Origin of the sequence: Cellulomonas triticagri (assembly GCF_003696205.1) — a bacterium.
Lineage (GTDB): Bacteria > Actinomycetota > Actinomycetes > Actinomycetales > Cellulomonadaceae > Cellulomonas > Cellulomonas triticagri.
Map to the genome: position 1 here is coordinate 1 of NZ_RFFI01000084.1, position 19,851 is coordinate 19,851.

Consider the following 19,851-nt stretch of genomic DNA (forward strand, 5'->3'; position numbering starts at 1 on the left):
CGCCCCGGCCCCCGCGGCGCCGGTCCCGGCCGCGGCGCCGTCGGGCAACGCCGACGAGGTCGGCACGCTGCGCGCCGGTGCCGCCGACGCGTCGATCCGCGTGGACGTCGACCTGCTCGACGCCCTGATGCGCCAGGTCGGCGAGCTGGTCCTGGCCCGCAACCAGATCAGCCGCCTCGCCACGGGCACCGAGGACGTCGACCTCGCGCGCTCGGCGCAGCGCCTCAACCTCATCGCCGGTGAGCTGCAGGAGGGGGTCATGAAGACCCGCATGCAGCCCATCGAGCACCTGTGGTCGAAGATGCCGCGCATGGTCCGCGACATCGCGGCGGCGTGCGCCCGCGAGGTGCAGCTGGAGCTGTCCGGTGGCGACACCGAGCTCGACCGCACGCTGCTGGAGGCCGTGAAGGACCCGCTGACGCACCTGGTGCGCAACGCGGTCGACCACGGCATCGAGGCGCCCGCGGACCGCGTCGCGTCGGGCAAGGCGTCGAAGGGCGTCCTGGCGCTGCGCGCGTACCACGCGAGCGGCCAGGTGGTCGTGGAGGTCGCCGACGACGGCCGGGGCATCGACCCGGACAAGATCGGCGCGAAGGCGGTCCAGAAGGGCCTGCGCACGGCCGACCAGGTCTCCTCGATGAGCCAGGCGGACCTGCTGCAGCTGCTGTTCCTGCCCGGGTTCTCGACGGCGGAGGCGGTGACGAACGTGTCCGGCCGCGGCGTCGGCATGGACGTCGTGCGCACCAAGATCGAGTCCATCGGCGGTGCCGTCGAGGTCGACTCGACGGTGGGCCGGGGCACGACGTGGCGGCTGCGCATCCCGCTGACGCTGGCGATCATGCCGGCGCTGACGGTGGAGTGCGCGGGCGACCTGTACGCGATCCCGCAGGTGAACCTGCTGGAGCTCGTGGCGCTGGACTCGCAGCGCTCGGAGTCGGGCATCGAGCACATCCACGAGGCCCCGGTGTACCGCCTGCGCGGCGAGCTGCTGCCGCTGGTGTCGCTGGCGTCGGTGCTGGAGATCGACGGCCCGCGCGCGGACAACGCCGTGATCGCGGTGGTGCAGTCCGACCAGCAGCGCTTCGGCGTGCTGGTGGACCGGGTGCTGAACACCGAGGAGATCGTCGTCAAGCCGCTGTCGGCGCGCCTGAAGGCCATCGGCGCGTACTCCGGTGCCACGGTGCTGGGTGACGGCCACGTCGCCCTGATCCTGGACGTGCAGGCCATCGCCCGCCGCGCCCTGGCGGGCGAGCTCGACATGGCGGCCCGCGACGCGCACAGCAACGCGGGTGCGGCGGCGGCGCACGAGGTGCAGCAGGTGCTGGTCGTCGGGATCGGCGGCGGCCGCCAGGTCGCCATGCCGCTCGCGTCGGTGGCGCGCCTGGAGCACGTGCAGGCCGAGAACGTGGAGTACGTGGGCGGCCGCGAGGTCGTCCAGTACCGCGGGACGATCCTGCCGCTGGCGCGCCTGGACCGGATCCTCGGGGCCTACGGCCAGGAGGAGACCTCCGAGCTGCTGCTGGTCGTCTACAGCCGCGCGGGTCGCAGCGTCGGCCTGGTGGTCCGCGAGATCGTCGACATCGTCGACGACGACTCGGCCCGCCACTCCGACATCGAGGACGCCGGCCTGGTCGGCTCCACGGTGCTGGGCGACAAGGTCACCGAGCTGCTGGACGTGCGCCGCGCGATCCTCGCGGCGGACGCGGCCTTCTACGACGAGCGGCCCGAGCAGGTCCGCTCCACGTACGACGACCTCCCGACGCAGGTCGGCGGGTCCGAGCTGGTGGGAGCCACCCGATGAGCCAGTACGTCACGTTCACGCTCGCCGGCAGCCTGTACGGCGTCGACGTCACCCGGGTGCAGGAGGCGCTGCGCTCGCACGTCCGCACCCGCGTGCCGCTGGCCCCGCCCGGGGTCGCGGGCCTGGTGAACCTGCGCGGCCAGGTCGTCCTGACCGTGGACCTGCGCCCCCGCCTGGGGCTGGAGGCCCTGGGCGAGGACGCGGAGCCGATGATGGTCGTCGTGCAGGTGGCGGGCGAGCCCGTCAGCCTGCTGGTCGACGAGATCGGCGACGTCATGGAGGTCGGGCCGGAGTCGTTCGAGGCCCCGCCGGAGACGCTGGACGCCGCGCTGCGCCCGCTGATCCTCGGGGCGCACAAGCTCGACGGCCGCCTCCTCCTGGTGCTCGACGTCGACCAGGCCATCGCGGCCTGACACCGGGCCCGACGGCCCCGGCGACACCGCAGAGCCCTGCCGGGCACGCGCACCGCGTGCCCGGCAGGGCTCTCGTCGTCCCCCCGTCAGCGGGAGGCGCGGCGGCGCTCGGCCGCCAGCAGGGCGACGGCGAGCATCCCGGGCGTGATCACGACCAGCGGCGGCAGCATCCACACCACGACGGCGGACACGCCGTAGCCCAGCAGCACGAACACCGAGCCCACCGGGTCGGTCCACGCGAGGTGCGCGGCCTCGCGCACCAGGGCAGGCCAGGACGCCCCGGGCGTCCACAGGGCAGCGGTCCGCGCGGCGACGACGGCCAGCGCGACCCCCAGCGCCGCGCTGACCACGGCGACCGCGCCGCCGCCGGGGACGAGGCCCAGCGCACCCGCCGACACGTTCAGCGCCAGCAGCGCCGCCACGGCGGTGACGGCGAGGCCGAGCCACCAGCCCGTGCGCACGGCCGACCAGCAGAGCCGGGCGAGATCGCCCCACCCGTCCCTCCGGGCGGACAGGTGCCGGTCGAGGTGGTGCACCCCGGCGGCGAGCGCGGGCAGCGCGGTCACCACGGGCAGCGCGAGCGCGCACACCACGAGCCCGACGACGAGCATCTGGCTGAACGGCGCCAGCGCCCCGCCGCCGAACCGCCGCAGCGCCTCCGGGGCGACGACCCCGCGGGCGGCGCTCATCCCTTGAGCCCCTGCGTCGCGACGCCCCCGACGAGGTGCCGCTGGAACGCGAAGAAGAACAGCATCACCGGCAGCAGCGCGAGCACGGCCATCGCCATCTGCGCGCCGTAGTCGCTGGTCGACGTCTGGTCGACGTACGCCCTCAGCGCGATCGGCATGGTGAACATCCGCGGGCTCTTCAGGTACAGCAGCGGCCCGAAGAAGTCGTTCCACGACCAGATGAACGCGAAGATCGCGCTCGTCACCAGGGCGGGCTGCATGAGCGGCAGCATGATCGAGACGAAGATCCGCGGGTGCCCCGCGCCGTCGATGCGGGCGGCCTCGTCGAGCTCGCCCGGCAGGCCGCGCATGAACTGGATCATGAGGAACACGAAGAACGCGTCCGCGGCGAGGAACTTGCCGAGCAGCAGCGGCCAGTAGGTGTTCACCAGGCCGAGCTCGTTGAAGACGATGTACTGCGGGATGATCACCACGTGGAACGGCAGCAGCATCGTCGCGATCATCCCGGCGAAGAACACCTGCCGGCCGGGGAACGAGATCCGCGCGAACGCGTACGCCGTGATCGAGCAGGACACCAGCACGCCGACGACGCTGGCCACGGCGAGCACCAGCGAGTTGGTGACGAACGTCCAGAACGGGACGCCGCCGATCCCGCCGAGCGCCGTGACGTAGTTGTCGAGGGTCACGGTGCTGGGCACCGGTGACACGGACCCGACGATCTGGTTCGACGGCTTGAACGTGGACATGACCATCCACACCGCCGGGTAGAGGATCACGACCAGCAGCGCCAGCGACGACACGTGGAACAGCAGCGACCGCCGGGTCCCGCGGCGGCGGGCCGCGCGGCGCAGGGCGGTGGTGGCGGGCTCGTCCGGCGCGCCGGTGCCGGGCGCGGTCGCGGGTGCGGGTGCGGTGCGGGTCGCGCTCATCGGTTGCCTCCCGAGTAGTGCACCCACGCCTTCGAGGTGCGGAACAGGACGAGGGTGACCAGGCCGACGACCACGACCAGCACCCAGGCCATCGCCGAGGCGTAGCCCATCTGGAAGTCCCGGAACCCGCGGAAGTAGAGGTAGAGCGTGTAGAAGAGCGTCGAGCGCGCGGGACCGCCGGTGCCGCCGGAGATGATGAACGCGGAGTTGAAGATCTGGAACGCGTGGATGGTCTCCAGCAGCAGGTTGAAGAACAGCACCGGCGACAGCATCGGCAGCGTGATCCGCAGGAACCTGCGCACCGGCCCGGCGCCGTCGACGGCCGCCGCCTCGTAGAGCTCGCCGGGGACCTGCTTGAGCCCGGCGAGGAAGATGACCATGGGCGCGCCGAACTGCCACACGGTCAGCAGGATCAGCATCGGCATGGTCCGGCCCGGGTCGCCGACCCAGCCGCCCGACCCGGCGGGCCCGCCGCCGACGAGCTCGGAGACGCGCGCGACGATGCCGTCGTCGATGAACATCGCCTTCCACACGATGGCGATGGAGACGCTGCCGCCGATGAGGGACGGCAGGTAGAACGCCGACCGGTAGAAGCCCTGCCCGCGGCGGGCGTTGTTCAGCAGCATGGCGACCGCGAGGGCCGCGATGAGCTTGACCGGCGTGCCCAGCAGCACGTAGGTCACGGTGATCTTCGCGGCCTGCACGAAGTTGGGGTCGGCGAACAGCCGCTGGTAGTTCTCCAGGCCGGTGAACCGGGGGTCGGAGAACAGGTTGTAGTCGGTGAACGACAGGTACAGCGACGCGATCATGGGCCCGGCCGTCAGGGCGACGAACCCGATCAGCCAGGGGGACAGGAACGCGTAGCCCGCGCGGGTGTCCGCGCGCTTCTTGCGCTGGGTCGCGCGCACGCGACCGGGATCCGTCGTCGCAGCGGGTGCTGCCATGTCCGGACCTCCTCTGCTCGGCAGGCCGGTCCGCGGGCGGGCGCGCCCACGGACCGGCGGGGTGGTGGTCGGGTCAGCCGTTCAGCGCGAGCGACATCTCGGCGAACAGCTCGGTGGCGAACTCCTCGCTGGTGATCTGGCCGTAGCGGATCTGCTCGTGCAGCTCGACCCACTTGGCCTCGATGGAGCCGTAGCCCACGGGCAGCAGCGGGTAGCTGACGGTGACCTGGTCGGCGACGTCGGCCAGGTAGGCGTCCACGACGACGTCCGCGGCGGACTTGTCGACGGCGTCGCGGCGCTCCTGCGTGGCGGGGGTGCCGAGCGAGGTGCCGAAGATCGCGGCGACCTCGGGGGAGTTCGCCAGGAAGTCGACCAGGGTGACCGCGGCCTCGGGCTTCTCGGTGGTGGAGGCGACGGTGAGCAGCATGCTCGCCTTCTCGGACAGCACGTGGGAGTCGGCGCCGGGCTCCAGCGGCGGGGTGACCATGCCGAGGTTCTCCGTGCCGGTGTCGGCCACGCCCTGCGTGAGGACGGTGCTCCAGTTGAACCAGGTCGCGACCTGGCCGGCGCCGAAGCCGCCGAGCGGGGTCAGCGCGGCGGAGCGCTCGGCGGGGAAGTACGTGCCGTCCTCGCGCTGCTCGTCCCCGGTCTCCAGGAAGTCGACCACGTCCTCCTCGGTGAACGCGGCCTGGCCGTCCTCGGTGAAGACCTCGTTGCCGTCCTGCATCAGGTGGTACATGAACGACGGCAGGCTGCCGGTGGGGTCCTCGGCGCCGTACTGGGTGGGGGAGACGGCGGCGCCGGCCTCGTTGACCTCGCGGGACCAGTCGGCGAAGTCGTCCCAGTCCATCGCGTCCGTCGGGTACTCGACCCCGAGGCCGTCCAGCAGGTCCTTGTTGTACATCATCGACCACACGCCGGAGCCGAGCGGGACGCCGAGCAGCCGGTCGTCCACGGTGCCGGAGCCGAGCAGCGTGTCGCTGAACCCGCTGGTGTCGAGGGTGTCGCCCTCGTACTCGGACAGGTCGAGGAACAGGTCCTTCTGCGCGTACTGCCCGAGGTAGCCGACGTCCATCATGACGACGTCGGGCAGCGACCGGCCGGCCGCCTCGGTGTTGCGGGCGGTCCAGTAGTCGGCCCAGGAGTTGAAGTTCCGCAGCACCTCGATGTCCGGGTGCTCCTCGGTGAACAGGTCGAGCGCCTGCTCGAACTGCGCGGCGCGCTCCTCGTTGCCCCACCAGGTGAACGTGATCTCCCCGGTGGCGCCGTCGCCGGACCCCGGTCCGCCGGAGCCCCCCGAGCCCCCGGCGCACGCCGCCAGCGCGAGCGCGATCCCTCCCGCCAGCACCGCTGCGGCTGTCCGTCGTGCCATGTCGCTCCTCCTCGAGTCGGTCCTGCGTGGCGCCCGGCGTCGTCGCCGGGGCCGGCCGTGCTGGTCAGTGCTGGTCGTGCTGGGGCGCGGGCTCGCCGTCGAGCCGGGTCCCGGTCTGGCCCCGGGTCAGGGGACCAGGTCCACCGCCCGCCCCGTGCGGGCGGACCGGTACACCGCGTCCACGAGCGCCAGGGCCCGCAGGCCCTCGGCGGCGCCCACCACGGGCGCGCGCCCGGTGCGGACGGCGGCGACGACGTCGGCGAGCTGCGCCTCGTGGGCGCGCCCCCACTGCGCGGGGTCGGGCACGACGGCCCGGCTGCCGTCCCCGGCGACCTGGCGGGCGTCGGCGGTCGGGGCCGTCTCGGCGCCCCGGGTGCCGTCGGCGCGGACGTCGAGCACCACGGCGTCGCCCTCCAGGACGACGGTGCCGCCGTCCCCGTGCAGCGCGAGCCGCGCGGGGGCGCCGGGTCGGACCGCCGTCGACGCCGACAGGGTGCCGACGGCGCCGCCGGCGAACGTGAGGGCCGCGGACACGACGTCCTCGACGTCGATGCGGTGCGCCCGGGTCGCGGCGGTCGCCTGCACCCGGGTCACGGGTCCGGCGAGCGCCAGCATCAGGTCGACCGTGTGGATCGCCTGGTTGATCAGGGCGCCGCCGCCGTCGCCGTCCCAGGTGCCGCGCCACGCGTCGGCGTCGTAGTACGCCTGCGAGCGCCACCAGGGCACGGACGCCTCGACCAGGACGGGGGTGCCGATGCCGCCGCGCGCCAGCACGTCGGCCACGGCGGCGGTCGCCGGGTCGAACCGGTGCTGGCTGACCACCGCGAGGGTGAGCCCGGTGCGCTTCGCGGCGTCCGCGAGGCGCTGCGCCCGGGCGAGGTCCGCGTCCATCGGCTTCTCCACGACGACGTGCTTGCCCGCCTCGAGCGCGGCGATCCCCAGGTCGGCGTGGGTCCCGCTCGGCGTGCAGATCGTCACCGCGTCCACCGACGGGTCGGCGAGCACCTCCTCCCAGGTGCAGGCCCGCGCGCCGTGCGTCGCGGCGAAGGCCGCGGCGCGCTCGGGCCGCACGTCCTGCACCGCGACCAGCGCCGCGGTGCCCGTCGCGGCCAGGCGCGTCAGCGCCTCGGCGTGGGTGCGGCCGATGTTGCCGCAGCCGACCAGCGCGAACCGCAGCGGCGCGGCCCCGGTGCTCACCGGGCCCCCGGGGTGAGGTCGCGGGCGGTGGCCTGGGCCCGCACCGCGAGCTCGGCGGCGAGCAGTGCGTGCGCCTGGGTCATCGCGGTCTCGGTGCGGTCGAGGACGTCCCGGGCCAGCCGCCCGAAGAAGGGGTAGCCCACGGTGCCGTCGGCGCGCAGGTGGTGCTCTCCCTGCCCGTCGACCAGGTACAGGTGGCCGCCGCGGCGCTCGCGGGCCACGTCGACGTACTTGCGCAGCTCGATGTACCCCTCGGTGCCGAGCAGGAGCACGCGGCCGTCGCCCCAGGTGCTCAGCCCGTCCGGGGTCAGCCAGTCCACGCGCACGTACCCGCTCGCGCCGGTGTCGGTGACCAGGTGGGCGTCGCCGACGTCGTCCAGCTCGGGGAACGCCGGGTGGTGGTGGTTGCCGATCGTCGACGCGACCACCTCGGCGCCGGTGGCGCCGGTGTAGTGCAGCACCTGCTCGACGCTGTGGCTGCCGATGTCGCACAGGATGCCGCCGTAGCGCTCCCGCTCGAAGAACCAGCCCGGCCGGGTGCGGGGGTCGCCGACCCGGTGCGGGCCGAGCGCGGTCACCTGGACGACGTCGCCGATGGCCCCGCGCGCGACGAGCTGGTCCGCGAGGACGGCCGCCTCGACGTGGATCCGCTCCGAGTAGTACACGGCGTACTTCCGCCCGGTGCGTGCGACGGCGGCGCGCACGTCCGCGAGCTGGTCGAGCGTCGTCAGCGGGGCCTTGTCGGTGAAGTAGTCCTTGCCCGCGTCCATGACGCGGATGCCGAACGGAGCGCGCTCGTTGGTGACGGCGGCCGCGGCCACCAGCCGGACGGACGGGTCGTCGAGGATCTCCTCCTCGCTGCGCGCCACCCGCACCTGCGGGAACCGGGCCGTGAACGCGGCGACCTTCTCGGGGTCGCGGTCGTGCACCCACGCCAGGGTGGCGCCCGCGCCGATCAGGCCCTCGCACATGCCGTAGATGTGGCCGTGGTGCAGGCGGGCGGCGGCGAACACGAGCTCGCCGGGCGCCACGACGGGCGCGGGGATCGGGTCGGGGGCGAAGGCGGCACCTTCGGACTGCTTCATCGCTGTCTCGCTGCTCTCGGTCGCGGGTCGGGTGGTCGGCGTGGGGCGTCAGGCGTCGGTCGAGGAGCCGACGACGATCGCGCCGTCCTGGTCCGCGACCGACGCGCGCTTGGTGAAGTACCGGGGCGCCCGCGCGGAGCGGTGGCCGTCGCGGCGGTACGGGTCGTCCGGGGGGAGTGGGAACGGCACGGAGCGTCCCTCGATCCCGGCCTCGTAGATCGCGGTGACCAGCTCGACCGCGGCGCGGCCGTCCTCGGCGGTGACCAGCGGCGCGCGGCCCTGCTCGACCGCCGCGAGGACGTCGCCGATCTGCCCGGCGTGCATCCGGTGCGGGATCGGGCGGTGCGCGGCGGCGAGGTCGTCCAGCGCGGCGACCAGGGCCGCGTTGCCGCCGGGCTCCGGGAACCCGTTGGGCGCGGACCTCTCGGCGGTGACGCGCCAGGGCTGGGAGATCCGGGCGTCGCGGGCCTGGACGACGATCTCCTGCTCCTCGCCGTGGTGCACGACCGACGCGGTGAGTTGCGCGACCGCTCGCCCGTAGCGCAGCAGCGCGACCGACAGGTCCTCGACCTCGGAGTTGTCGTGCTGGGCGTTGGTGAGCACGGCCTGCACGGAGTCGGGGGTGCCGAGCAGCCACAGCAGCAGGTCCGCGTGGTGGATCGCGTGGTTGAGCGTGCTGCCGCCGCCCTCGACGTCCCAGGTGCCGCGCCACCACAGGTCGTAGTACGGCTCGCCCCGCCACCAGTGCGAGCTGACCTGCACGTGCGAGACGGGCCCGGCGAGACCGGAGTCGAGCGCGGACTTCAGCACGACCATCTCGTCGCGGAACCGGTTCTGGGCGACGACCGACAGGACCTTCCCGGACCGGCGCTGCGCGGCGACCATCGCGTCGCACTCCTCCAGCGAGGGCGCCATGGGCTTCTCGACCAGGACGTGCACCCCGGCGTCGAGCGCCTGCACCGCGAGGGCGGCGTGGCTCTCGGGCGGGGTGGCGATGCTGACGAGGTCGACGCCGCCCGCCTCCAGCAGCGCGGTCGCGGAGTCGTAGCAGGCGACGTCGGTCAAGCCCGCGGCGGCGGCCTTCGCGGCGGCCTTGCCGGGGCTCCGGTCCGCCATCGCCACGATCCGGGCCGTCCCGGGGTGGGCGCGGTACCCCGCGACGTGGGCGGCGCTGATCGCGCCCGTTCCGATGATGCCGACCCTGATCACAGCGTTCGCGTTCCCCTCGTCCGGTGCCTCGTCGCGCGGCGGGTGGCCCGCGCTCCGGTGCGCGAGCCGTGGTGATACGTATGAGTGATACGTATCACCGATCGTGCACGCGTTCGCGCGCCGCGTCAAGGTGGGGGGTGCGCCCGGCAGTAGGTTGGTCCTCATGAGCGCCCCCGTCGACCTCGCCGGGCGCCCGCACGAGCCCACGGGAGGACCCTGGTGACGGGCCGTCCCACCAGCCGCGACGTCGCCCGGCGGGCCGGGGTGTCGCAGGCGACGGTGTCCTACGCGCTCGGCGGCAGCGCCAAGATCTCGGCGGGCACCCGCGAGCGCGTGCTCGCCGCCGCGGAGGAGCTCGGGTACCGGCCCAACCTCGCCGCGCGCTCGATGCGCACCCGGCGCACCGGGCGCCTCGCGCTGCTGCTGCCGACCCCCGGCGACGCCCGCGGCGGCCTGCTGTCCGCGGCCGGGGCCGTCGCCGCCGAGCAGGGCTACACCCTCGAGATCCGCACCGTCCCGCTCGAGGCGGCCGCCCGCGCCGCCACCGTGGCCGAGGTGCTGGACTCGGGGGTGTTCGAGGGCGTGCTCAGCTTCCTCGCCCTGCCGGACGGTGCCGTCGGGCTGCCCGGGGGGCCGGTCGTCGTCACGCTGTCCGAGGCGTTCGACGACCGCCTGCGCGTCACCGGCGACCTGCTCGGCGCCGAGCCGCTGCGTCGCATCATGACGGCGCTGGCGGCGCGCGGCCACGACCGGTTCCTGCACCTCGCGGGGGACCTGGAGTACCCGTCGGCGCGCGACCGCCGCGACGTCTACCGCGCGACCGTCGCCGACCTCGGCGTCACCGACCTCGGCGTGCGCGACTGCGGCTGGGACGGCGCGCGCGCGGTCGCCGCCGTCGCCGCGCTGCCGGACGGGCTGCCGCCGGTGACCGTCGTCGCCGCCAACGACGTGCTCGCCACCGCGGCCGTGCGTGCGTGCCTCGCGCGCGGCTGGCGCGTCCCGGACGACGTCGGCGTCACCGGGTGGGACGACGCCGTCACCAGCGAGTTCCAGACGCCGTCGCTCACCACCGTGCGCGTGGACTTCGCGGCCCTCGGCGACTGGGCGATGCGCACCCTCGTCGCGGGCGTGCGGGGCGAGGAGCCGCCCCCGGAGCTCGCGGGGGTGCAGGAGGTCGTCTGGCGGGAGTCGACGCCGCCGGTGTCCGGATAGCGGTTTCACCCGCTGCCGCTGGTCAGAGACGTGCGCGACCGGCCGATGTGGGTCGGCGATCGACGCCGGGAGGCCGCGCACGGATGCGCGCGAACCGGTCCACGCACAGGAGCGTCCATGTCGCACCCGTCCGCCACCCCGGGGGGCACCACCCGGTCCCTCCGGCTGTCCATCGCCACCAAGGTGATCGGCCTGCTGGTCGCCGCCGGCCTGGTCGGGGTCGTCATCGTCCTGGCCGCCGCGTCGAGCCTGACCCAGCTGCGCGGCGACGTGACCAGCACCAGCGGCTACGTGGCGCAGCTCGGGCAGGTCAGCGACCTGCAGCGCGCGCTGCAGGCGGGCCGCGCCCGGATGGTCGAGTACCCGGCGGCCGCGGACGACGTGCGGGTGCAGCTGCGCGAGCAGCTGGACGAGTACGTCGCGAAGATCGCGGACCAGCAGGCCGCCTACGCGGACCTCGTGGTGAACGACCAGGCGTGGGCCGACTTCGACTCCGGGTGGAGCGCCATGGTGCGCCTCGCCCAGGACGAGCTGTTCCCGCTCGCCGACTCCGGCGACGTCGCGGGCGCCGCCGCGCTGTACCGGGACCAGATCCTGCCGCAGACCACCGTGGCCGCCGACGCCATCGCGCTGGAGAACGCCTCGGTCGCCGAGGTCGCCGACGCCGGTGCGGACGCCGCGGGCGCGACCGTGCAGTCCACGCTGGTGACCGTCGTGGTGATCCTCGCCGTGGGTCTGGCGATCGTGCTGGTGATCGGTTTCGTCGTCGCGCGCCGGCTGGCCCGGGACGCGGGCGAGGTCCGTGGCGCGCTGGAGGCGATGGCGCGCGGCGACCTCACCGTGGGTGCGCAGGTGCGCAGCGTGGACGAGCTCGGCGACATGGCCCGGGCGCTCGACGAGGCGCAGACCAGCCTGCGCGGCGTGGTGTCCGGCGTGGCCGAGACCGCGCAGACGGTGGCCGCCGCCGCCGAGGAGCTGTCCGCCGCGTCCACGCAGGTCGTCGCGGGCTCGGACGAGACGTCCGCGCAGGCCGGGGTCGTCGCCGCCGCCGCGGAGCAGGTGTCCCGCAACGTGCAGACCGTCGCCGCCGGTGCGGAGCAGATGGGCGCCTCCATCCGCGAGATCGCGCAGAACGCCTCCCAGGCCGCCAAGGTCGCCGGGCAGGCCACCGAGGTCGCCGCCGTGACGAACGACCAGGTCACCCGCCTCGGCGAGTCCTCGCAGGAGATCGGGAACGTCGTCAAGGCCATCACCTCCATCGCGGAGCAGACGAACCTGCTGGCGCTGAACGCGACCATCGAGGCCGCGCGCGCGGGCGAGGCCGGCAAGGGCTTCGCGGTCGTCGCCGGGGAGGTCAAGGAGCTCGCCTCCGAGACGGCCAAGGCGACCGAGGACATCGTGCGGCGCGTCGAGGCGATCCAGGCCGACACCGACGCCGCCGTCACGGCCATCGGCGAGATCGGCCACATCATCGCGAGCATCAACGACTACCAGCTGACCATCGCCTCGGCGGTGGAGGAGCAGACCGCGACGACGACCGAGATGTCCCGCTCCGTGGCCGAGGCCGCGACCGGGTCGGGGGAGATCGCCTCCAACATCACCGGCGTCGCGTCCTCCGCGGCGACGAGCTCCACGACCCTGGGGCAGATGGGCGACTCCATCGGCGAGCTCGCGAGGCTGTCGGAGGACCTGCGGGTCCGGGTGGCGCGCTTCGCGTACTGAGCCCTCGTCACCGGCCCGGCCCCGGGCGCCCGAGCGGCGCCCGGGGCCGGGCTGCGTCCGCGGCCGGCCGTCGGCGTGCCCGGATCGGCCCGGTCGTGCCCGAGGTCGCCCGGGTGGCGGCTCTGCCGCGTGATCACCCGGGTCCCGGCTCACACTCGGGCGCGGACGGCCGATCGGGTCGCGCAGCAGGGGATGACCGAGAGGACCGACCATGAGTGTCTCCACGACGGCGAGGACGGCACCGGCGAGCACGGCAGCCGGAGGCGTCCCCACGCAGCGCACCCGCGCCACCGGCGGCACCGGTCGCCCGGGCGCAGCGGGCCCGACCGGCCCGCGCCGCGGCACGGGCTGGTTCGTGCACCGCGGTGTGCGGACCAAGATCCTGCTGCTGCTCGCCCTGGTGGTCGCGGTGGTCGCGGGCACCGGCACGTTCGCCGCCCTGCGCATGCAGGACCTCGCGGCGAGCACCGCGACCGTGCAGGGCGTCAGCTCGGACGTCATCGCGCCGCTGGCGGTCGTGCACCAGGAGGAGATCAAGGCGCGCATGCTCATCGCCCAGGCGGCGGCGAGCGTCCGGGAGACGCCCGCGCAGCAGCAGGAGGCGCTGGACCAGATCGCGGCCACGGACGCGGACCTGGCGGCGGCCGCCGCCGCGTTCGAGGCCGGGCTGGGCGGCACCGAGGTGCCCGGGTGGGCGGAGTTCCAGGCGGGCTGGGACGCGTGGCGGCAGGTCCGCGACACGCAGCTCGTCCCGGCGGCGTTCTCCGGGGACGACGCCGAGTTCGCCCGGATCACCGCGGGGGACGCGCAGGTCGCCATCGACGGGATGATCGAGGGTCTGGAGACGGCCGAGCAGAACGCCGACGCGTTCCTGCGCACCACGTCGGACGCGGCCGCCGCGCAGGCGACCTCGGGCGCCCGGGTGCTGCTGGTCGTGCTGGCCACCGGGGTGCTGGTGGTGGGCGCGGTCGGCATGGTCATCGCGGGCACGATCCGGCGCCAGGTCACCGAGGTGCAGCGCGCGGTCGAGGCGATGGCCGAGGGCGACCTCACGGTCGAGCCGCACGTGGACTCCGACGACGAGCTCGGCCGGATGTCGCGGGCGCTGACCCGGGCGCAGGTGAACCTGCGGGGCACCGTCGCGGGCGTGGTCGAGACCGCGCAGACCGTGGCGGCCGCGGCCGAGGAGCTGTCGGCCGCGTCGACGCAGGTCCTGGCGGCGTCGGACGGCACGTCGGCGCAGGCGGGCGTGGTCGCGGCGGCGGCCGAGCAGGTGTCGCGGAACGTGCAGACCGTCGCGGCGGGCGCCGAGGAGATGGGTGCCAGCATCCGGGAGATCGCGCAGAACTCCGCGCAGGCCGCGAAGGTCGCCGGGCAGGCCACCGAGGTCGCCGCGGGCACGACCCTGCAGGTGGCGCGGCTCGGGACGTCGTCCCAGGAGATCGGCGACGTGGTGCGGACCATCACGAGCATCGCGGAGCAGACCAACCTGCTGGCGCTGAACGCGACCATCGAGGCCGCGCGCGCCGGTGAGGCGGGCAAGGGGTTCGCGGTCGTGGCCGGTGAGGTGAAGGAGCTGGCGCAGGAGACCGCGAAGGCGACCGAGGACATCGTGCGCCGGGTCGAGACGATCCAGGCGGACACCGCCGGCGCCGTGGCGGCCATCGACGAGATCAACCAGATCATCGCGAGCATCAACGACTACCAGCTGACCATCGCGTCGGCGGTCGAGGAGCAGACCGCGACGACGACCGAGATGTCCCGCTCCGTGGCCGAGGCCGCGACCGGGTCGGGGGAGATCGCGGTGAACATCACCGGCGTCGCGGCCTCGTCGGCGGAGTCCTCGCAGACCCTCGGGCAGATGGGCGGTGCCGTCACCGAGCTCGCCCGGCTCTCGGAGGACCTGCGTGCCCGGGTCGCGGGCTTCCGGTACTGACGCCGTTCCACCCGGTGGAGTGCCTGGCAAACGCTTCGACGCCGGTCCGGTCAGCCGATATGAGGGACGAACGTCCCGTAGCGAAGCGAGAGGCGAGCAGATGAGCGCGCAGCAGGACAGCACCCCGACCCGGCTCTGGGCCGACCGGCCGGTGCTGGTGAAGATCCTCACCGCGGTGCTGGTGATGGTGGTGATGACCGGTGTCGTCACCGTGGTCGCCGTGTCGTCGATGCGCACCCTGCGTGCGGACGCCGCCGAGATGTACGCGAGCAACGTGACGCCGCTGCAGCAGCTCACGGAGATCCAGCGGGCGTACCAGGGCGACCGGGCGCGCGTCATCCAGTACGGCATCGCCGACACGGAGACCCGGGCGACGCTGGTCGACGAGCTCGCCGAGCGCCAGGTCGACCTCGACGACCAGATCGAGGCGTACCGCGCGAACGCGGTCAGCCAGGACGACGTCGACACGATGGTCGCCGCCCTGGACGCGTACTACGCCGCCGCCAACCAGAACCTGTTCCCGCTGGCGGACGCCGGCGACGACGAGGCGTTCGCGACGTACTTCAACGAGACGATCCGCCCGCTGACCACCGGCGTCATGGACGCCATGCAGGTGGAGACCGCCTCGCAGGGCGAGCAGGCGGCCGCGCTGGCCGAGACGACCGACTCCGTCGCGGCGCGGTCGCTGCTCATCACCGTGCTCGTCGCGGTGCTCGGGGCGCTCGCGGCCACTGTCCTGGCCTACGTCGTGGCGCGCGGCATCGTGCAGCGCATCGGCTCGGTGTCCCGCAGCCTCGCGGCGGCGGGCGACGGCGACCTCACCGTCCCGTCCGGCGTCACCGGCCGGGACGAGATCGGCACGCTGGCCGTCGACCTGGAGCGCACGCAGGACAGCCTGCGCGGGCTGATCTCCGGGGTCGTCGAGACGGCGCAGACCGTGGCCGCGGCCGCGGAGGAGCTGTCGGTCGCCTCGCACCAGGTGGTGTCCGGGTCGGACGAGACGTCGGCGCAGGCCGGCGTGGTCGCGGCTGCCGCCGAGCAGGTGTCGCGGAACGTGCAGACGGTCGCCGCGGGTGCCGAGCAGATGGGGGCGTCCATCCGCGAGATCGCGCAGAACGCGTCCCAGGCGGCGAAGGTCGCGGGTCAGGCCACGGACGTCGCGGTGGCGACGAACGACCAGGTGACGCGCCTGGGTGAGTCGTCGCAGGAGATCGGGAACGTCGTCAAGGCGATCACGTCCATCGCGGAGCAGACGAACCTGCTGGCCCTCAACGCGACGATCGAGGCCGCCCGGGCGGGCGAGGCGGGCAAGGGCTTCGCCGTCGTGGCCGGTGAGGTCAAGGAGCTGGCGCAGGAGACCGCCAAGGCGACCGAGGACATCGTGCGCCGGGTCGAGGCCATCCAGGCGGACACGGGTGCGGCGGTGGTCGCGATCGGCGAGATCAGCCACATCATCGCGAGCATCAACGACTACCAGCTCACCATCGCGAGCGCGGTGGAGGAGCAGACGGCCACGACGACCGAGATGTCCCGGTCGGTGGCCGAGGCCGCCACCGGTTCGGGGGAGATCGCCACGAACATCACCGGCGTGGCGTCCGCGACCGCCACGTCGTCCCAGACGCTGGGGCAGATGGGCGACTCCATCGGCGAGCTCGCCCGGATGTCGGAGGACCTGCGCGGCCGCGTGGCGCGCTTCACCTACTGACGCGTCGACCTGACGCGTCGACGAGGGGCGCGCGCCGACCGGCGCGCACCCCTCGGCACCACCTCACGGACCGCCCGGGTACGCCACCCGGGCGGTCCGCCGCGTTCACCGGGTGTTTTCCCGCGGGAGCGCTCACATCGCCGGGGTCCCGTCCGATCCAGGGGGCACGACCGCGGCAGGGAGCGCCGCGGGAGTCACGGACGAAGGAGTCGAGATGAGGCACGGGAAGCGTCATCGCCGCGGGAAGGCGCTCGCCGCGCCCCTCGTGGCACTGGCGGTGCTGGGCACCGCCACGGCCTGCGGGGCGCTGCCCGGCACGAGCGGGGGCGACGGGGCCGACGGTGCGGGGGAGCGCCCGCTCGTCGGCGTCGCGATGCCCACCACCACCTCCGAGCGGTGGATCGGCGACGGCGAGAACGTGCAGGACCAGCTGCTGGCGCTCGGCTACGACGTCGCGCTGGAGTACGCCGAGAACGACGTGCCGACCCAGGTCGAGCAGCTCGAGCAGATGATCGCCGACGGCGCCGACGCCCTCGTGATCGGCTCCATCGACGGCGTCGCCCTCAAGGGCGTGCTGGCCGAGGCCGCCGCCGCCGACATCCCCGTCATCGCCTACGACCGGCTCATCAACGGCTCGCCGGACGTCGACTACTACGCGACCTTCGACAACGCCCGGGTCGGCGTGCAGCAGGCCACCCAGCTGCTGCAGGGCCTCGGGGTGCTGGACGCCGCGGGCGAGCCCACCGGCGCCACCGGCCCGTTCGCCGTCGAGCTGTTCGCGGGGTCGACGGACGACAACAACGCCACCGTGTTCTACGACGGCGCGATGCAGGTGCTGCGGCCCTACCTGGCCTCCGGGGTGCTGACCGTGGCCTCCGGCGAGACGGACTTCACCACCATCGCCATCGACAAGTGGGACCCCGCCAACGCCACGGCGCGCATGCAGACGCTGCTGCCGCTGTACGCGAGCCAGCGGCTCGACGGCGTGCTGTCGCCGTACGACGGCATCTCGCGCGCGGTCATCGACAGCGTGAAGACCCTCGGCTACGGCACCGCCGACCAGCCGCTGCCCGTGGTCACGGGCCAGGACGCCGAGCTCGACTCCGCGAAGTCCATCGCGGCGGGGGAGCAGTACGGCACCGTCTACAAGGACACCCGGCAGCTCGCCGAGGTCACCGTCGCCATGGTGCGGGCGCTGCTGGACGGCGCCGAGCCCGAGGTCAACGACACCGTCTCGTACGACAACGGCGTGAAGGTCGTGCCGTCGTACCTGCTGACGCCGATGGTCGTGGACGCGCAGAACTACCGGCAGGCCCTCGTCGGGACCGGCTACTACACGGACGAGGAGCTCGGCTGATGACGACCACCGACCGCACCGCCCTGCTGCCCGCCGTGCCGCGCCCCGCCGGGCCGCCCGCCGCCGAGCGGCTGCCCGAGCCCGCCCCGGGACGCCGCCGCAGCCGCGCGTCCTGGTTCTGGGACCGCCCCGTCGCGCTGAAGATCGCCGTCTCGCTGCTCGTCATGGGCGGCACGTTCGCGCTCGTCGGCGGCGTCGGCGCCGTGGCGCTCTACCGCGCCGGGCAGAACCTGGAGCAGATGTCCGGGCTGACCGGCGACCTGCAGTCCGCGATGTCGGAGCTGCGCACCGCCCAGACCCGCAGCCACCTGCTCGTGCACCGCGCCGTCGGCGCGCCCGACGACACCGTGCGCGCCCAGCTGCTCGAGTCCGCGGCGTGGAACGACCGGGACGTCGCCGCGCAGATCGACCGGATCGACGCCTACCCGGAGTCCGACACCCGGCAGTGGGCGGACTTCGTGGACCGGTGGGACGCCTGGGTCGCCTACCGCGACGCGACGCTGCTGCCGCTGGTGCAGGCGGGCGACGTCGACGGTCTGCGCGTCGCGCTCGCCGCCGACGCCTCCGCGGACCCCGACTGGGCCGGTCGCGCCCTGGCGCTCGCTCAGGGCCAGGTCGACGCGCAGGTGGACCAGATCCTCGCGGACAGCCGCGCGGAGGTGGACCGCACCATCGTCGCGCTGGCCTTCGCGTTCGTCGTCGGCGCCGGGCTGTCCGGGCTGCTCGCCGTGCTCGTCATCCGGAGGATCACCCGGGCCGTGCGCAGCGTGCAGGGCTCGCTGGAGGCGATGGCCGACGGCGACCTCACCGTCGGCGCCGACGTGCCGTGGCACGACGAGACCGGCCGGATGGCCGACGCCCTCGCCCAGGCGCAGGGGTCGCTGCGCACCACGCTCGCCGGGGTGGTCACCGCCGCCGGGTCCGTCGAGTCCACGGCCGCGACCCTCACCGCCTCCAACGGCGACGTCGTCGCGACCTCGCAGGAGACCTCCGCGCAGGCGGGCGTCGTCGCCGCGGCCGCCGAGCAGGTGTCCCGCAACGTGCAGGCCGTCGCCGCGGGCGCCGAGGAGATGGGCGCCTCCATCCGGGAGATCGCCCAGAACGCCTCCGAGGCCGCCAAGGTCGCCGGGCAGGCCACCGAGGCCGCCGCCGTGACCAACGAGCAGGTCGCCCGGCTCGGCGAGTCGTCGCAGGAGATCGGCGCGGTCGTCAAGGTCATCACGTCCATCGCGGAGCAGACCAACCTGCTGGCCCTCAACGCCACCATCGAGGCGGCCCGTGCGGGCGAGGCGGGCAAGGGCTTCGCGGTCGTCGCGGGGGAGGTCAAGGAGCTCGCGCAGGAGACCGCGAAGGCCACCGAGGACATCGCCCGCCGCGTCGAGGCCATCCAGAACGACACCTCGGCCGCCGTCGTCGCCATCGGGGAGATCTCCCAGATCATCGCGTCGATCAACGACTACCAGCTCACCATCGCGTCCGCGGTGGAGGAGCAGACGGCCACCACCACGGAGATGTCCCGCTCCGTGGCCGAGGCCGCCACCGGGTCCGGGGAGATCGCGGGCAACATCACCGGCGTCGCCGGTGCGGCCGCCCGGTCCGCCGGGGTGCTGGACGAGGTCTCGCACCAGGTCCGGGACCTCGCGGCCGTCTCCGCGGACCTGCACGCGCGGGTCGCACGTTTCACCTACTGACCCACCCGTCCGCGCACCGCCGGCGACTCAGGAACCGGCCGCACCGACCGATCAGAAGCACGAACCCGGCCGGTGCGGCCGGTCCGCATGTGAGGGGAACGACGTGACCAGGATCCGCGTGCTGGTGGTCGACGACTCGGTCGTCGTCCGCCGGCTGGTGACGGACTCGCTCTCGCGCGACCCCGACATCGAGGTCGTCGGCTTCGCCTCCAACGGGCGCATCGCCCAGGCGAAGGTCGACCAGCTCGCCCCGGACCTCGTGACGATGGACATCGAGATGCCGGAGATGAACGGCATCGAGGCGGTGCGCGCCCTGCGGCGCAGCCGCCACACCATGCCGATCATCATGTTCTCCACGCTCACCGAGCGCGGGGCCTCGGCCACCCTGGACGCCCTGGTCGCGGGCGCCACGGACTACGTGACCAAGCCCGCGAACGTCGGCAGCGTCCAGGAGTCGCTCGACCGGGTCGCCAGCGAGCTCATCCCGAAGATCAAGGCGCTGGTCCCGCGCCGGGCCGGTGCGCCCGGTGCCGCCGCGCCCGCCGGCGGCGCTCCCGCCGAGGTGCCGACCGCCCGCCGCCCGCTCGCC

General features: G+C 74.0%; 16 protein-coding genes. 9 read left to right on the forward strand and 7 right to left on the reverse strand.

Features of this window, described 5'->3' with window-relative positions:
* Nucleotides 1-1,801: chemotaxis protein CheA (locus tag EBM89_RS14245; RefSeq protein WP_122150085.1), on the forward strand; the 1,801-nt coding region annotated here is incomplete at its 5' end.
* Nucleotides 1,798-2,214, forward strand: coding sequence for a chemotaxis protein CheW (locus tag EBM89_RS14250; protein WP_122150086.1), 417 nt, complete (start codon nt 1,798-1,800; stop codon nt 2,212-2,214). The genes EBM89_RS14245 and EBM89_RS14250, both read left to right, overlap by 4 nt.
* Before the next feature lie 86 nt (nt 2,215-2,300).
* Here EBM89_RS14250 and EBM89_RS14255 read toward each other — a convergent pair whose 3' ends face one another.
* From EBM89_RS14255 to EBM89_RS14285, 7 genes are all read right to left on the reverse strand, one after another.
* Nucleotides 2,301-2,903: a hypothetical protein gene (locus EBM89_RS14255; protein ID WP_122150087.1), complete on the reverse strand. Its 603-nt coding sequence runs from the start codon at nt 2,901-2,903 to the stop codon at nt 2,301-2,303.
* A complete protein-coding gene (locus EBM89_RS14260) occupies nt 2,900-3,832 on the reverse strand; it encodes a carbohydrate ABC transporter permease (RefSeq protein WP_122150088.1) in 933 nt (310 codons plus the stop codon). The genes EBM89_RS14255 and EBM89_RS14260 overlap by 4 nt, the downstream gene beginning before the upstream one ends.
* The gene (locus EBM89_RS14265; RefSeq protein WP_122150089.1) at nt 3,829-4,776 is read right to left on the reverse strand and encodes a carbohydrate ABC transporter permease; all 948 of its coding nucleotides are present in this window, start codon (nt 4,774-4,776) and stop codon (nt 3,829-3,831) included. Before EBM89_RS14265 ends, EBM89_RS14260 begins: the two co-directional genes overlap by 4 nt.
* Before the next feature lie 73 nt (nt 4,777-4,849).
* Nucleotides 4,850-6,148: an ABC transporter substrate-binding protein gene (locus tag EBM89_RS14270; RefSeq protein WP_122150090.1), complete on the reverse strand. Its 1,299-nt coding sequence runs from the start codon at nt 6,146-6,148 to the stop codon at nt 4,850-4,852.
* Nucleotides 6,149-6,274: 126 nt separating this feature from the next.
* Nucleotides 6,275-7,345, reverse strand: a complete 1,071-nt coding sequence (locus EBM89_RS14275; protein WP_122150091.1) for a Gfo/Idh/MocA family protein — start codon at nt 7,343-7,345, stop codon at nt 6,275-6,277.
* Entirely contained in the window at nt 7,342-8,430 is a 1,089-nt protein-coding gene (locus EBM89_RS14280; RefSeq protein ID WP_122150092.1) for a Gfo/Idh/MocA family protein, read from the reverse strand. Before EBM89_RS14280 ends, EBM89_RS14275 begins: the two co-directional genes overlap by 4 nt.
* A 48-nt stretch (nt 8,431-8,478) precedes the next feature.
* A complete protein-coding gene (locus EBM89_RS14285; protein ID WP_122150093.1) occupies nt 8,479-9,639 on the reverse strand; it encodes a Gfo/Idh/MocA family protein in 1,161 nt (386 codons plus the stop codon).
* Nucleotides 9,640-9,858: 219 nt separating this feature from the next.
* On the opposite strand from EBM89_RS14285, the gene EBM89_RS14290 reads away from it, so the two are divergent.
* The 7 genes from EBM89_RS14290 to EBM89_RS14320 all read left to right on the forward strand — a co-directional run.
* Nucleotides 9,859-10,851 (forward strand): LacI family DNA-binding transcriptional regulator, encoded by a 993-nt coding sequence (locus EBM89_RS14290; protein ID WP_122150094.1) that lies wholly within the window; start codon nt 9,859-9,861, stop codon nt 10,849-10,851.
* Nucleotides 10,852-10,968: 117 nt separating this feature from the next.
* Entirely contained in the window at nt 10,969-12,573 is a 1,605-nt protein-coding gene (locus EBM89_RS14295) for a methyl-accepting chemotaxis protein (RefSeq protein ID WP_122150095.1), read from the forward strand.
* A gap of 211 nt (nt 12,574-12,784) precedes the next feature.
* The gene (locus EBM89_RS14300; RefSeq protein WP_122150096.1) at nt 12,785-14,509 is read left to right on the forward strand and encodes a methyl-accepting chemotaxis protein; all 1,725 of its coding nucleotides are present in this window, start codon (nt 12,785-12,787) and stop codon (nt 14,507-14,509) included.
* Between the two features lie 100 nt (nt 14,510-14,609).
* Nucleotides 14,610-16,214 carry a methyl-accepting chemotaxis protein gene (locus tag EBM89_RS14305; RefSeq protein WP_122150097.1) on the forward strand — a complete coding sequence of 535 codons (1,605 nt, stop codon included), beginning with the start codon at nt 14,610-14,612 and terminating at the stop codon, nt 16,212-16,214.
* Nucleotides 16,215-16,428: 214 nt separating this feature from the next.
* Complete coding sequence (gene chvE / locus EBM89_RS14310) at nt 16,429-17,571, forward strand: multiple monosaccharide ABC transporter substrate-binding protein (protein ID WP_122150098.1); 1,143 nt, start codon at nt 16,429-16,431, stop codon at nt 17,569-17,571.
* Nucleotides 17,571-19,262 carry a methyl-accepting chemotaxis protein gene (locus tag EBM89_RS14315; protein WP_122150099.1) on the forward strand — a complete coding sequence of 564 codons (1,692 nt, stop codon included), beginning with the start codon at nt 17,571-17,573 and terminating at the stop codon, nt 19,260-19,262. The genes chvE and EBM89_RS14315 overlap by 1 nt, the downstream gene beginning before the upstream one ends.
* A 103-nt stretch (nt 19,263-19,365) precedes the next feature.
* The coding region (locus tag EBM89_RS14320; RefSeq protein WP_122150100.1) for a response regulator at nt 19,366-19,851 on the forward strand (486 nt) is incomplete at its 3' end.